4 protein-coding genes are annotated in these 16,221 nt (G+C 61.7%); 2 read left to right on the top strand and 2 right to left on the bottom strand.

The features are described 5' to 3' along the window. Positions 1–21: 21 nt before the first annotated feature. Positions 22–6,516: an NEL-type E3 ubiquitin ligase domain-containing protein gene (locus tag GH769_RS02275; RefSeq protein ID WP_032903303.1), complete on the top strand. Its 6,495-nt coding sequence runs from the start codon at positions 22–24 to the stop codon at positions 6,514–6,516. A 41-nt stretch (positions 6,517–6,557) separates the two neighbouring features. On the opposite strand, the gene GH769_RS02270 is transcribed toward GH769_RS02275, so the two are convergent. Beyond that, on the bottom strand, positions 6,558–7,976 hold the full coding sequence (locus GH769_RS02270) for an amino acid permease (protein WP_014717102.1): 1,419 nt from the start codon (positions 7,974–7,976) through the stop codon (positions 6,558–6,560). A gap of 345 nt (positions 7,977–8,321) precedes the next feature. Next, positions 8,322–12,905, bottom strand: coding sequence for a hypothetical protein (locus tag GH769_RS02265; RefSeq protein ID WP_153649478.1), 4,584 nt, complete (start codon positions 12,903–12,905; stop codon positions 8,322–8,324). Positions 12,906–13,086: 181 nt separating this feature from the next. Between GH769_RS02265 and GH769_RS02260 the strand changes: the two genes are divergently transcribed. Next, complete coding sequence (locus GH769_RS02260) at positions 13,087–16,176, top strand: transglycosylase domain-containing protein (protein ID WP_032903305.1); 3,090 nt, start codon at positions 13,087–13,089, stop codon at positions 16,174–16,176. The last annotated feature ends 45 nt before the right edge of the window (positions 16,177–16,221 follow it).

Here is a 16,221-nt window from a genome sequence, read left to right as displayed (position 1 = left end):
ACCGTGAAAGGAAATGGCGCCATGCCCACCCAGTTACTGCTCAACGGTTTATCCGGGACCTTGCAAGACAGCGAGTCCTGGAACCGGCAACAAGCCCTGGCAATGATCCGCGACACCGTCGCCCAAACCCTGGCCAGCCTCACGCCCACCCAACAACGTGAGTATGTGAAGCTGCAGCGCGAGGCACATCGCGCACTCATGGCGGTGGAAGCCGCCAACAACACCCTGATCAGCACCTTCAAGGCGCAGGGCCTGGCACGCCTGAGGGCGAAGGTCGGCGGCCAGGATCCAGAAAAAATCTACCTGCACACACGCTATCTGGAACCGGTCTCGCCGCCCCTCCCGTGGGAGCCCCGTGCCAGCACGGTCAACGGCCTGAACCCCAAGCGCTTTCGCAGGGCGTATGACGAATGGAAATACCGGCCGCACCTGTCGACGATGTCATTGTGGGAAGCCGCATGCCTGAACTTCAGTTTCGCCACCCAGACGCGCCAGGCTTCCGGCCACACATTCGTCGACGCTTCCTACCTGTCCGGCAGCCACGACAAGTCGCTGACGGTGGAGTCGTTTATCGCGATCACCCGCGAGCTGGACCTGGGCGGCGCGCTGCAAGCAACCCTCAATGCGCAGTTGCGCCCGGACGGCAACCTGCATGCCCTGTTGCGCACCAGTGCACGCGCCTGCCTGCGCTTCGAGGCCCTAGAAGCCTATCGCAATCGCCGCAGCTCTGGCCTGACCCTTGGGCTTTACAACACGTTGATCGAGGCCATCGACAAGGATGAAACGGTCCAGCACATTGAGCAATTGGCGCTGAGCAAACCGTCAGGTGTGTTTCTGCAGGTCACCCTCACGCCGCCCGCCAGCGCTGTTCCATTGCCGCTGCTGCTGATTCCGGTCGCCAGCCTTGGAGTAGTCTCCTACTTCCCTTTCCGCCCCGGTGGCGCGCTGCGTTTCCATCCCGATGCACGCAGCGCCCATGCCCAATTTCTGGCGCAACTCAAAGAAAGCCATCGCAAACACGACCTGGGCTGGTTTTCTCGCCAGTTGCCGATCACCGAACTCAACGAGTTCAAACGCCTGTTGTACGCGCAAGAGCGCCCCGAGGGTTTGTCTGCCGCTGCCGCTTTTCTGTACGACAGCCTGCACTACCTGTTCCCCGAGCACACGCTGGCTGACCTGCGCTTCACACCCGTGCCCAAGAGCCCGCGTCCCGTTTCAGTGGTCGACACCTTGACCGCCTCGATGGTGCAACAATTGCAGTCCAACCTGGCCACATTGGCCAATACCCGTACGGACCGCGACGTGCAAGCCGTCATCGATGGCGCCGCCGCGATTGCCGCCGAAGTCCTGGAATTGTTGCTGACGCCTGTACCGGGCGGCGTCACCGGCTTGAACAGGGTCATGCAAGTGGCGGTATTCGGCAGCCTGGCCCACAGCGTCACGCAGGGCGTCAACGAAGCGCTCAAGGGCGAGGCCAGTACCTTTGCCGCCGCGATAGGTGACGTCGCCGACCTGGCAATCAGCGGCCTGCTGATCTCTACCGCCGGCCGAGTACATCGTCGCCGCATGAACCAGTTGCTCCAGCAACTGGGCAACCCGCGCAAAGTCACGCGCAACGATGGCAGCCCTGCGCTGTGGAAACTCGACATCAGCCCCTACGCGATCCTCGACCAGCACCTGCTCAACGGCCAGATAGCCAATGCCCAGGGGATCTATTCGCTCAGGGGCAAACAGTACGTGTGGCTTCAAGCGGCCGAGCAAAAACACGTGGTGGAGGTGGGCTACGACAACCGCCTGATGCGCTTTGTGCTCAAGAACGACCACCAGGGCGGCTTTGCCCCACCGATTGTGTTCGCCCCGCACCTGGACGCCTGGACGCTGGACCTGCAAAACGCACACACCCTGTCCAACGTGCAATTGGCCGAACGCATGCTGCCCAATGGCGCTGCCGCCGTGCCCATTGAGTCCATGGAAAACCTGCTGCGCAGCACGGCCACCAGCCGCAGTACCCTGGATGCTATCTGGGCAGGCCAGCCGACGCCGGTCAACCTTACCGAAGGGGTGCGTCGACTGCAGGCCGACCGTGTGATCGAACAACTCATCCACACCTTTCATCGACGCGGCCACATGCCGCCCCACGCCGACGGTGCCGTGCTGTGCCTGCTGACTCAATTACCGGAGTGGCCGGCGGGCGCGGCAATCAATGTGTATGACGGCCAAGGCAATCTGAGCGAAACCTACAGCGCCAGTGAGCAGACGACCACGGCCATTAATATCAAGCGGCGCGACGATGGCCGCTACGCGGGGCTTGATGATCCTGCTGACAGCGAAACGACGAGGCAGGCACTGTTTGAGCTGATCCTGCGTCAGCAACCCGCCGGTTCCGTATTGGGCAAGGCCGGTAGCCCGCTGCTCAACAATACCCAGCGTATCGCCCGCTTGCGCCTGCAAATCAGCGCCCTGGCCCAGGCCCGACGTGCCGACCTGTTCAACGCCATGACTCGTTTCGCCGGTTACGCCCGCCACGAGATGCCTGGGGACCATCCGGCCCGTTCGCTTGTACCCACCAGGGTGGCTCAACCGCTGGTAGCGATCACGCCATTGCTGCGAAAACTGCACGAACGCTATCCCCCGCTCACGCCAGCCAACCTGGCACAACTGCTTAAGCAACACCCACTGACCTCAGAGCAGCAAGCACGCTTTTTACAGGACGCCACCCTGCCACCCACAGTCCATCAAGGGCTGGAACAACACCGCATCGCGTTGCGTCTCGATGCCGCCATCGACGGCCTGTACCATTCGCGCCCGTTCAATCCAGACAACGACCAGTGGGCCCGGGAGTTTGCATCCAGCCTGCTACGCACGCGGCTCAACCGCGCTTTCGTGGTGACCGAGGTCGTCGATGGCGTTATCACCCGGCCCTATGTCTCGACGGGGCCCGATGACACCACGGTTGAACTGCGCCATTACGGCGAAGGCCGCTACGAAGCGTATGACATGCGCAACGGCGGCACCATTCCTGTATCGCCCACCACCGACAGTTTTTACCTGGCCATTGCCTCGGTGCTGCAACCTCACGAACGCACCCAATTGGGCATGACCGCCGACACCGATGCCAAGGGCCTGCGCAAAACCCTGGGCGACCTGATGAGCGAACGGCGCGGCCCCGAAGGTGTCAGCCTGCTCAACGGTTCTCTGGGGCAGTACGAACAGAATGTGCTGCTGCCGGCGCACGTGCAGGCCAACGCCGAGGGCATCTATCAATGGCGAGACCAGCAGTTGATTGCCCTCTACGGCTCGCTGTATCCGATCACATTCGATCAACAAGTGCTCAAGTGGCGGCTCAAGCATCCGCAGAAAGTCGGCGTCGATACACCACGGCTCGAACACAATGGCCACGGCGCCTGGCGCTTGGCCAGCGAAGACCCGCTTAGCTGGGATGACCATGCATTGCTCTATCGCCTGGGCCCGCAAGAGCTCCACATCGACCGGCCAACCTCGGCACGCATCCTCGCCATCACCGATACCCCGGCTCGGGCCCTGCGTGAAGTGCACAGCGCCGGCCTGCCGCCACCGCCGCTGCTTGCCGATACCCGTAAGCGGGTGGCTATCGAGCGGCAAATCCTGCACTTCATCGAGGCCATGCGCACGGCGTCAGCCCGCCACAACGCCCGCCCGACCCTGCAATTGATGTTGCTGAGCCTGCTGCCGGGCTGGCCTGAGACCCATGTGTTGCAAGTGGTGGGCAGACAACGCCAAGTACTGGCGCAATACCCGGCCAGGGTCAAAAACCCCATAGAGAAGATCTTGATTTCAGAAGCCGACGCCCGAGGGCCGACGCCGCTGCACGATGCGGCACTCAATGACACCCTGGTCCAGGCACTGCTGGGGGAACTGCCAGGCACCGTGCAAGAACGCCAGTTCAAGTTGGCAAAGAAAATCGCCGAGTACGCCTACCAGGAACGGGCCCAGTTGTTCGAGCAGTTTTACACGCAAAGCGAACAGCCCGGCACACTTCTGGAGACGCGCCTGAAAGCTCAACATCCCCATCTGCCCGTCAGTGCCGTCAGGGCCATCCTCGGCCAGGCCACGCTCAAAGAACAGCGCCAGCTCCAAGACAAGGATCAGGTCGGCCTGCGCCTGGCCGAACAAGCCCGGCTGACCGCCAACGACCTGCGCCTCAACCGTGCGTATGAAGGCCTGTACCTGACCACCCTGATGAACCCCGACAGCGACTCCATCATCTTGCACTTGCTCAAAACCCTTCCGGGCTGGCCTGCACAATTGCGCCTGGATGTTCACTCTGAACGCGACCCGGGGCGCCTGCTCGAGAGCGGCGGTAATCTGAACGGCACCGATCGCCGCTCACTTATTCGGGAGGGTGGGCGTTACCGTGCGCTCGACGCACAAGGCCGTTCACTCAACGATCCGGCAGACAGTACCTGTGACCTGTTGAGCGCGATTATCCTGCTGCTGTCGACACGCGAATGCGAGGCCTTGGGCGTGGCTGACCGGCTGGACCCAACGGCGCTGCAGGCGCGTATCGTCGACCTGGCGCTCAACCAGCGTGTGTCGATCAAACGGTTGCTCGACCTGCCCCATATTCCGCCATGGCTGCAGCCGCCCATGCAGGTAAACAGCTCGTTCGTGGTGTACCCGCTTTGGCTGCAAAACCTGTGGCCCGCCCGCCCCCTTCGGTCGCCAGACCTGATCAGCAAAGTCCAGGCGCTCTACCCCAGCCTCAATGCGATGCACGCCGGTGATCTGATCGACTCACTGGGCCTGTCACAACCCGCCCTGCTGCTGGAACTGGAACGGCGCAGAGTCGAATACGCCAGCCTGGATTACGGTTTGACTCGGTGGGCAGAAACCCCGCAGCCCATTGACGACTCTGCCACCGACCCCTTGGGGCTGAACATGGGCCGGCGGCGCCACCTGGCCCAGCACATTCGTCGGGCCTGGCGCCGGGAAACCTGGCGCGGCCATATCCACGGCCAGTTCGATACCCACTGTATGATCCTGCGTCTGGATGACAACAACCTGCCCGACGCCGACTTCATCCTGGGAACACGGGGCTTTGAACACATTGAATACCTGAACATCTCGGGCAATGCTTTCCCGCCCACCGGCAACGCCTTTCTGAGTCGCTTTTCCAATCTGCGTACGCTGAATATCGATTGCCTGCTCAACGAGTTGCCCGTCGAAATCACCCAGATGCGCCAGCTGCAAATTCTGAACCTGGGTGGCAACAACATCACCTTGACCGAGGAGGCTCGCCAACGCTTGGGGCAAATGACGGCGTTGCAGGAGTTGAACCTGAACGACAACCCGTTGCGCCTGGCTCCGGACGTCAGCGCCATGGAGCGTTTACGAATCCTCAACCTGCGTAACACCCAGCTCGATCAATGGCCCGCCGGGGCTGAAAGCAGGCCTCTGCTGACCCAACTGCTGCTCCAGGAGAATCAACTGACGACGTTGCCGCCGACGCTGTTCCAATCCGATCGAAGGGTCCGCTCCAGCCGCAATATCAATTTGCATGACAACCCGCTGAATGCCGAGTCCCTGGCATTGATAGGTGAATACCGCCTGCGCACCGGGAACACCGCCGGTGGGCCACTACCCGGAATTGTCCATCAACTGCTCCCGGCAGATTGTTCCGATTGGTTGAGCGGCATACCGCAGGCTGAACACGCACAACGCCGCACCCTCTGGGACCAACTGCTGCAGATCGAAGAGCCCAGGCCCGATGACGCCTTTCGGGTGTTCCGGGATTTGACCAGCGCTTATGCCTATCGCAATACGCATTTGCGCCCAGCATTGACCAAACGCGTCTGGAAACTGATGGAGGCCATGGGCGACTCCACTGAATTGCGCAATGAAATCTTCCTCAACACCTACCTGGCAGGCACCTGCGGCGACGGTGCGCTGTTGACCTTCATTGATATGGAAATCGCGCACCGGCGTCACCAGGCCAAGGTGCAACCCGCCACTCTGCAAGCCAGCCGCGAACTGATGGAACTGAGCATCAGCGTATTTTTCCTGCGTGAACTGGACCAATTCGCCGAGGAACATATTCTGGCGCTGCGTGCCGCTGACAAAAACCCGGACGACGTTGAAATCAAGCTTTACTTGCGCATAGCGCTGGCTCAGGAGTTCAGCCTGCCGGTAGGTCGCGAGGAAATGCTGTACTCGGTCGACAGCTGGGTCAGCGCCGCAGACGTCACCCGCGCTCGCCAGCGGCTGCAAGCGCTCAAGAACACCGACGCCGCGTACGAAGCGCTGATGACCGAACCCTTCTGGATCGAGTTCATGACGCGCCACCTGCCAGAGCCATTCACGGCCATTCGGGACACCACGCGCCACAAAATCGAAAGGCTTAATCGGGAGGAATTGGACAGACGCTCGGACGCCTACCTGGACCGGCGCCAGGCAATCATCGACGATGAAAAGGAGGAGTTGGCCTCGCTGCTGCGACAACTGACGCAAGCCATACGGGCCTCAATCACCCGGCCCTGAAGGAAAACGGCCCGCCTGCTGCGGCAGGCCGTTGCAACAGGTTAAACCGAGCGCGTTGCAGTGCTATGGGTAGCCGTTGGCTGCAATTTGAACACATGGTAAAGCACAGTCAGCAATACCAGGAACGCAGGCCCCACATACAAGGCCACGCGGGTGTCCGGGAAGTACGCCATCAGGCCCACCACCAGTACCAGGAACGCCAGCGCCAGGTAGGAGCTGACCGGGTACAGCCACATGCGGTACTTGAGGCCTGCCTGCTCGGCAGGGCTCAAACCTTTGCGGAACTTGAGCTGCGCCAGCAGGATCATCAGCCAGGTCCAGATCGCGCCGAAGGTGGCGATGGAGGTCACCCAGACGAACACCTGGTCCGGTACCAGATAGTTGAGCAATACGCCGAGCAGCAAGGCAAAGATTGACAACAGCAGCGCCTTGCGCGGCACGCCATTGCTGGAGGTCTGGCCAAAGGTAGCTGGCGCCTGGCCGTTCTGCGCCAGGCTATAGAGCATGCGCCCGGTGCTGAAGATACCGCCGTTGCAGGAGGACAGCGCGGCGGTGATCACCACGAAGTTGATGATGCCGGCAGCAGTCTTGATGCCAAGGCGCTCGAAGGTCATCACGAACGGACTGCCCTGGGTGCCGATTTCATTCCACGGGTAGATCGACAGGATCACGAACAACGCGCCGACGTAGAACAACAGGATGCGCCAGAACACCGAGCCAATGGCGCTGGGGATGGTCTTCTGCGGGTTGCGCGCCTCACCGGCGGTGAGGCCGATCATCTCGACGCCCAGGTAGGCGAACATCACCATCTGCAATGACATCAGCACGCCCTGCACGCCATTGGGCATGAAGCCGCCATGGGCCCACAGGTTGGAAATGCCCAGTGCAACGCCGTCATTGCCGAAGCCGAAGGCAATGATGCCGACGCCGCCGATGACCATGGCAATGATGGTGACGATCTTGATCAGTGCAAACCAGAATTCGAACTCACCGAAAGCCTTTACCGCGATCAGGTTGATGGTGCCCATGCTGATCAGTGCCGCCAGGGCCCAGATCCAACGCGGCGTGTCGGGGAACCAGACGCCCATGTACACCGCTACGGCGGTGATTTCCGCGACGCAGGTCACCAGCCACAGGAACCAGTAGTTCCAGCCGGTGAGAAAACCCGCCAACGGCCCGAGGTAATCCTGGGCATAGCGGCTGAACGAACCGGCCACGGGGTTGTGTACCGCCATTTCACCGAGGGCGCGCATGATCACCAGAATGGCCAGGCCACCGATGATGTACGAGAGCATGATCGCCGGGCCGGCCATTTCAATCGCCTTGGCCGAACCCAGGAACAGGCCCACACCGATGCAGGCGCCAAGCGCCATCAGGCGAATATGCCGTTCACCGAGTTCGCGTTTGAGCGGTCCGCCTTGAGCGGTCTCGCCAGGGGGCAGTGGTTTGCCGACAGGCATAGGGATACAACCTCATTTTGTTATTGGATTAAGCCACCGAGCCTGTGGTGCAGCAGCGTGTAGGCCGATGCACCGGCTTGACCGGGTCTGCCTCGTGGGCAAACCCGCCTGGCGGGCGTAGGCGGCCAGGTCAGCGGGGCGTCAGTATAAAAAGCAAGCGGTAGGATATTTCACTCTATAAACACACAAATTTGGCGATATGCCCCGTAAAAAAGTCCTTGGGCGGGGGAAGTACCAGGCCTCTAGACCGGCCTTCCCAGGGTAAAACGGCGCAGAGTATTGCATAACCTGTTACCGGTTGGGCTCGCTCATCCGCCGCAGGCGCGAGCGAGCCCACCTTGGCAGTCAGTCAACACTGAAGAACAAACGCCGCGCCAACAGCCTGGAAATGCTCGCCCGTTCGATCTCCAGGGTCTGCTGTACACGGCCGGTCTGGCCGGTGCGAATCCGCGCGAACGCCTGGGCTTCGGCCTGGGCCTGGGCCTGGCGCCCGAGGCGTTCCTGTTCAGGGCTCTTGAGGTGGGCAGCGGTGTAGTGGTCGTCCGGCCCCTGGCGGTTTTCATAGTGAAAATGCGCGTAACACAGGGGCAGCCCAGTGTCCGTATCCAGCACGACATACACTTGGATAAAATCCCGGGCTTTGTCCTTGATGGGCACGCGCGCGTCTTGGCGAACGATGCGAACTTCATTGAGCCCGTGCAGAAAGTCCACGTCTTCGGCGCGACTCAACTTCAGCTTGCTCGCGCGCACCCGCGCCTCCACACCCGCTGCATCCAACCGCAGCGCGGCGGCACGCAACTGGGTGGCACGCACTCTCGCCGTGTTTTGCTGGGTAGGCTTCAGCCGTGACGGGTTCAAGGTCAGCAGTTTCTTGTCGATATCCGCAGCGACCATTCGCCGGCTGTTGGCCTGAGCCGCCAGTAAGGCTTGCAGAGATGAAGGCTCGCATTGGCTGGCCATGGCCTGCACCTTTAGGATGGCGATATCGACATCTTCCAACAATCGCTGGCCCTTGTTCAGCAGCGCGCCCAATTGTGGGTTGGCCGTGCGCCGGGGCGCAGGCTCAACCGGCTCCCATATGCCGTCTTCAGCCTCGGTGAAGGTGGCAAGCACACTGCCTGTGTCATCCACCAGCTCTGCCGTGCCCGCTGGCGTCTTGATGCGTGCTACATAAACATCCCGGTTACGGGTGCGGATGATCTTTTTGACCCGCGCCCCTGCTGCGCTGGGCGGCCTGGGTTGTCTGCCGCCAGGCAACGGTGCCAGCAGATCAGCCAGTTGCCCATCGGCTTGCTGGTGCAGGTCGGCCAACAGCGCCTGCAGCTTTTCCAGGTTGGGCAAGTCAAAGGTGTCCGGTGCCATGGCTCGCCAGAACTGAATATGGTCGTCGGTCATCGCGTAGACATGACTGAGGCTTTTAAGCAGTTCGATACGCTCCTCAACAGTGGTGGTCAGGTTCTCCAATTCGGCCAGGGAGCGGCTGGCCCAACGGGCCCGATTGATCACCCGGTTCAAGCTGTCGAAAAACTCTACTTCCAGGGGCGGCCCTTCAATGTCGATGGTGATGCCCCACAGCGTGGTGACCTGCAACGCCTGCAAATCCAGAATGGAGGGGCGCGAAGGCAGCTGTGCGTCCAGCGCCCGGGCTTTGTCACGGCCCAGGCGCGGTACGCTGTTCAACTGCTCCATATAGGCGCTTTCCAACTTGCGATTGCTGATAGCTGCGTCCTCGGCCGTCACCTGTTCGCGCATGTTTTTTTTCAGGTTGGCATGGGCCTGACGGTTAAGGTCGGAGCCGGCTTCGTCATCGGTTTCGTCTTGCAGCAGATCCAACAAAGGTTTGATCCGCCGATTGATCTGAATCATGCGCTCACGGGTGTCAGCGTCCATCAATCGCAAGGTGAGAATCAGCGACTCGAGTATTTCACACAGATTTTCCTCGTAACGGGGACGGGGCTTGATTGCCCGCAGACGCATGAGCAGTTGCAGTTCCTTCTCGGAAAACTCGACCTTGTTGCGCAGTTCCTGCTGGTAACGCTGCTCAAGCCTGGCAAGCTGTTGGGCGTCGATTTTATCTTTGGACTCAACCACCAGCTTGCGCGCCACCTGCATGGCGGCAGCCGCTTTGGCACGCGAACGTCCAGCCTCACGGTACTGTTCTTCAAGGCGTGGCAGTGAAAGCTCCAGCGCCTGCAACTGAGCCTCCATCGCCGCATCGGCATTGCCGCCGACCAAGCGCAAGCGCCCATCGAAATCCCAATGCCCGTCCCCCAACGGCTTGAGCCACGGCCCTTTCTGGGCACCATCGGCGCTGATCACCCGCCACGCGCCCGACTCGTCCACCACCCGATAAAGATGCCCACGCACCAAGGCTCGCCATTGCGGCGGCGAATAAGCGGTGTCACGCAACAAGCCACGGCGCGGGCCGCTTGACTCGGCGTGGTCCCAGCCGCCTGAGAACGCGCCCAGGCTCAAGGTACGGGCCCGTGCATATTGCGCGGCGGTCAGGGTATCGCGGGCGTTACTCCAACGGGTCGGCGAGCTGAACGTCGCGGGCGGTGCGCCACGTGTGGGCACCCTGGTGGTGGCAGTGGCTCGGGCCAGGGGGGCGAACACCGGATGCTCCAGCTGCAATGGCGGTAAAGGATCATGGGGCGTGGCTTGATGGGCAAGGACAACCATCAGATTGCTTAACACGTCCATGACCGCTTTGTTCCTGACCTGTTCATCCTGGCTGGCCAAGTCCTGAATGTCTTGCTGCAGGCTGTCGATCAGTTGCACCAGCCACCCCCCCAGTTGCAAGGGCCCGCTGGCAAACGGCAGCACGCTGCCAAACAGCAGCCACCCCACCTCTTTAAGCCTGGCCCAGCGCTGCTCGGCATTCGATACCGATTGCCGATCAGCCAGAGCCACCAGGGCCTGGGCCGTGCCCTCAAAGACCAGGCTGCAAGCGTCCTCGTCGCTCAATTGTTTGCTGAGCTGGACCGGGGCAGGTTTCTCGTACAGCGTAAATTCATCACCGGGTAAAAAGCGGCGGATATGCGGTTCAAGGAAGCCGCCGTTGGCATATACCGCCTGGCGTGCCGGGACGAGCCACGTCAGCACGTCATCCTGCAGCGGGCCGTTAGCCTTGATGGCGTCAAACAAAGCCTTGATCGACTCGAACCCTTGCAACATCGGCTTGAGCAAGGGCCGGTACAGCAGATGAACGCCAGCGTTCCCGGTAGCAGGCCCAATGATGAAGTGATTAGTGACCACATCCTGCGCAGCCTCAGGCGAAGCCTTGAATGCCAGCGGCCACAACGTCATCGCCTGGCCTTGCACCTTGCGCTCGGCAAGGCTGGCTTGCAACGCGGCCTGTAGGCGGTCGACACCTTCCTGAGTCAGGCCGTGCTCACCTTTGAGTTTCAGTTCCAGCGCCAGCATCGGCAGTTGCACCCGTAACTGGCGGGTGAACAACCCTGAGCGACGACTGCGTTCCAACGGGTCATCCAGCAGTTTTTTCTTCAATATATCCGGGTAGGCCTGGCCCACATCGGCTTTTTCCACACAACCTTGAAGCAGGCCATAGGTCAACCACTCGGGGGCTTGGGCACCCTTGAGGGTGATCTCGGTGACGGTGTGCGGGAAGCCGGCCAGGTTTTCCAGGGCCAGCTCGGTCAGGCTCACCGTGACCGGGTCGACTTCACCGGCGACAAAGCCCCCTGGGACTGGAATCGCCGCAGCGATCACGCGGTTGAAGGTCAACTGAACGTCGGCGGGCCGTACTGTTTTGGTGGCGGGTTCGGCTTGCAGGCAAGTGCGCAAGGCCCGGTCGGCAAACACCTGAATTGAATCAATACCGTCCAGAAAATGTTGCCCGCCACTGTGCTCACGGGCCAGCACCAGCGCCTGGACCAGACGTGCGTAGGTGATGCTGTCGTCACGGTTGGCATGGACCAGCCACAACGGCAGGGCCTCACGCAGCTTGCGCTGGCCTGCACTCAGGTGCGCAACAAACCAGCGGTGGGGGTTGGTGATGTACGCAAGCAACGCTTGGTGCTGGCCCGGCGCCAGGGGCAGGTTGCGGTCGATGCGATCGATTTCCCGCAGCTGCAGCGCCAGGTAACTGGCGGCCAACGCATCGAAGGGATCGCTTTCCACGTCCTGGGCAAACCACTGCTCAGTGTCGGCGTCTTCGGGCACATAGGCCGGTAACAGCGCCGCTACATCGTCAATGCTGCCCAATGGATGAACACCGCTGGCCGGGCTGAACAGCAACGTCTGTTGCCCGTGGCTGAGGATCAGCAACGGCAACATCAGCGGCGTCGCGCCGGCCAGGAACACCGCCTGTACACGCAACGCCTCACCGTGGGCGCTCCACTCGCGGTCGGGCCGCGTCGGGTGCAGCAGGGTCTTGGGGAACAGCCGGGCAAACCCCTCGTCATTGAAACCAGGTGGTTTGCCGGCATCGTACAGCAACGTCAGCAGATCATCCGACAGGTAGCCCCAACGCGTCATCTCCACCGGCAACGCCTCACGCCACCAGGCTTGCAAGCGCTGTGCATACGCCCCCAACAACCCCGCGCCGCAGCGATTGAGCAGCGGCTCCAGCTCGCTGAGGGTCGGGCCACCGACCACAAACACTTCCCGCACGCGCTGCACCACGACGTGATAGTCCGCCACCAACAGCAAGGGCTTGCTGCTGGCCAAGCGTTGCAGCACCCACTCGGGCAAAGACCGGTAGGCCAGCGCGTCGTCGTCATCGGTCGGGGTGGCGATGTAAATCAAGCCAACCTGCCATTTTCCCGCGCCCAAATGCTCGTCCAGATAAGCCTGGACACTGTCGTTCGCGACTGTGAGCAGGCTCGGCGGCTCGCCGAACAAGGTTTGGATTTGCTCAATGGTGGCTTGGCGCGGCGAGCCTGAAGCGGTGTCGGAAAGGGTCATGGCAGAGCTCTATGATGGTTTAAATCACGAACGCTACCCGCTGCCATCCTGGCGACGCGGTAGTTATCTACCCTCCCGTCTGACGACTCGATCTTTAGCGCCCTACAAACTTCGTAGTGCAGTCAATCAGCGTCTACGCTTCAGACAAGTCCGATCAATCTATAAGAATGGTCAATCGACTATGGGCGCACTGTGGCAAACCGACTCACACCAGGCGCAAGCTGACAGCCCGTCAGCCACGCCGCTGGCAAAAAAACTCAAACCCGCCCAGTCGTGGCGCCGGCTCTACTGGATGATTCTGTTAATGGCCCTGATCGCCCTGGGGTTTGCCGCCACCCGTGAAATGCAAACGGCCCACTGGCAAGCCCGCACATTCAGCCAGTGGGCGGCCCAACTGACCTACACGGTGGGCCCCGGCGCCAGCGATGCCATGGTGTACCCCGGCGACGGTCCGTTCGATCGGCGCCTGGGCTACAGCGCCTTGGGTGAGTTCCTGCCGCGCCTGCTCAAGCGCAACTATCTGATCGAATCCCAGGCGCGCTTTTCCGACGCGCTGATGGACTACAGCCGCCATGGCCTGTTCATTCCCTATGCCGAAAAGCTGCAAGCCGGATTGACCATCACCGACTGCCGCGCCGCACCGCTTTATCAATTCAACTATCCGCCTCAGCTGTATAAGCACTTCAACGAGGTGCCAGCGCTGATGGTCCACAGCCTGCTGTTCATTGAAAACCGCCAATTGCTCGACCCTGACCCGCCCCAGGCGAACCCCGCCGTGGACTGGCCGCGCTTTGCCAAGGCTGCCTGGTCGCAAGTCGCCCGTCAGTTGCACCTGCCAGGGCAATCGGCGGGCGGCAGTACCCTGGCGACGCAATTGGAGAAGTACCGCCACTCCCCGGACGGCTTGACCCTGTCGGGCAGCGAAAAGATCCGCCAGATGCTGTCCGCCAGCGTACGCGCCTACCAGCACGGGCCCCACACCCTCACCGCACGGCAAAACGTAGTGCGCGACTACCTCAACAGCGTGCCCCTGTCGGCGGTCCCTGGGCACGGCGAAGTGCATGGCATCGCCGAGGGGTTGCGGGTGTGGTACGGCGCCGACTTTGCCCAGGTCAACCGGGCCTTGAACGACACCGCACAAACCCCGGCCAGCCTCGCAGCGCGCGGCCTGGCGTTGCGCCAAGTGCTCTCGCTGATCATCGCCCAGCGCCGCCCCTCCTATTACTTGACCAAGGGCCGTGACGACCTGGTGCAACTGACCGACAGCCACTTACGGTTGCTGGCGCAAAATGGTGTGGTGCCGGCCGAGTGGGTGACGGCGGCGCTGGCAAGCAAGGTCAGCTACCGTGATTGGCAGCAGCAGCCAACCCTGCAGAAAGTCGAGACCAACAAAGGTATCAGCGTCGCGCGCAGCCGCCTGGCCGCCCTGCTCGACCGCCCACTGTACGACCTGGACCGCCTGGACCTGTCGGCCACCAGTACTTTGCAGGGCCAGTTGCAAGAGCAAGTCACCGCCTACCTCAAACGCCTTGCCGCCCCTGACTATGCCGCCGAAGTCGGGTTACTCGGCGAGCGCTTGCTCACCCCGGCGAGTACCCCGCAGGTACGCTACAGCTTCACCTTGTTCGAGCGCACCGATGATGGCGCACGGGTACGGGTGCAGACCGACAACACGGACCAACCCTTCGACATCAACAACGGCAGCAAACTGGAACTGGGCTCCACCGCCAAGCTGCGGGTGCTCACCACTTACCTGCAAATCGTCGCCGAACTGCATGAGCGCTACGGCGCCGCAACACCTGCGGCACTGAAAAAAATCGAGGTTGCGGAGCAGGACCGCATCAGCCGTTGGGCCGTCGATTACCTGCTACAAAACCCCGGCAAATCCCTGGCCGACATGCTCGACGCTGCGCTTGACCGCACCTATTCGGCAAGCCCGGGCGAGAGCTTTTTCACCGGTGGTGGCCTGCACCGCTTCCATAACTTTCGCAACGAAGACAATGGCCGCAACCCGACCCTGCGCGACGCCCTGCGTGAATCGATCAACCTGCCCTTTATCCGCCTGATGCGCGATCTGGTGCGCTACACCACCTACACCAGTGCCAACAACAGCGCGCAATTGCTCAAGGACGACAACGAGCCGCGCCGTCAGGAATACCTGGCGCAATTCGCCGACCGCGAAGGCACCACGTTCCTGCTCAAGTTCTGGAAGAAATACCAGAAGAAAGACACCCAGGCGCGCCTGGAAACCTTCCTCGACAGCCTGCATCCCACGGCGATCCGCCTGGCCGCGGTCCACCGTTATCTGCTGCCGGAGGCCAGCCGCGACAGCTTCAACAGCTTCGTGCGCGCGCGCCTGGCCGGCACCAAGGGCGAGCAGACGCTGACCGACAAGCGCCTCGATGCACTCTATGACAGCTACGGCCCCGGCGCCTACGACCTGCCCGACCAGGGCTATATTGCCAAGGTGCATCCCCTGGACCTGTGGTTGCTGGGCTACCTGATCAACCACCCGGAGGCGACGTTCAGCGAAGTCGTCAAGGCCAGCCAGTTCGAGCGCCAGGAGGTGTACAGCTGGCTGTTCAAGAGCCGCCACCAGAGCGCACGTGACAGCCGTATCCGCACCATGCTGGAGATCGAAGCGTTCCTGGAGATTCATCAACGCTGGAAGGACGTAGGCTACCCCTTCGATCATCTGGTGCCGTCCCTGGCGACCGCCATCGGCAGCTCCGGCGACCGCCCTGCCGCACTGGCCGAGTTGATGGGCATCATTCTCAACGACGGCGTGCGCATCCCGGTACTGCGCATCGACAGCCTGCACTTTGCCGCCGGTACACCGTACGACACCCGCGTGATCAACGACCCCGACCGGGCGCATCGTGTCATGCCCTCCGAAGTTGCCACGGCCTTGCGCGGCGCGTTATCCCAAGTGGTGGACGCCGGCACTGCAAAACGCGTCGCCGGCAGTTTCAAACAGGCCGACGGCACACCACTGGCCATGGGCGGCAAGACCGGCACCGGCGACAACCGCATCGAAGCGATCGGTTCGGGCGGACGCATCATCAGTTCCAAGGCGATCAACCGCACCGCCACTTTCGTGTTCTACATCGGCGAGCGCCACTTCGGCACACTCACTGCGTTCGTACCGGGCAGTTCGGCGCAGGGCTTCAAGTTCACCTCGGCGTTGCCGGTACAAGTGCTTAAAGGCATGGCCCCGATATTGATGCCTTATCTGCAAGGTGAGAGTCAGAGCACATGCCTGCCTCGATGAGCGCCGCGCCAGAGTGGTAATCCGTTGTTGCTTGCTCCTGGCTTA

The sequence above is a fragment of the Pseudomonas sp. CFSAN084952 genome (assembly GCF_009648855.1).
Classification (GTDB): Bacteria; Pseudomonadota; Gammaproteobacteria; order Pseudomonadales; family Pseudomonadaceae; genus Aquipseudomonas; species Aquipseudomonas paracarnis.
The sequence above is the reverse complement of the archived record's forward strand: the minus strand, read 5'-3'. Positions and strand labels throughout refer to the sequence as shown.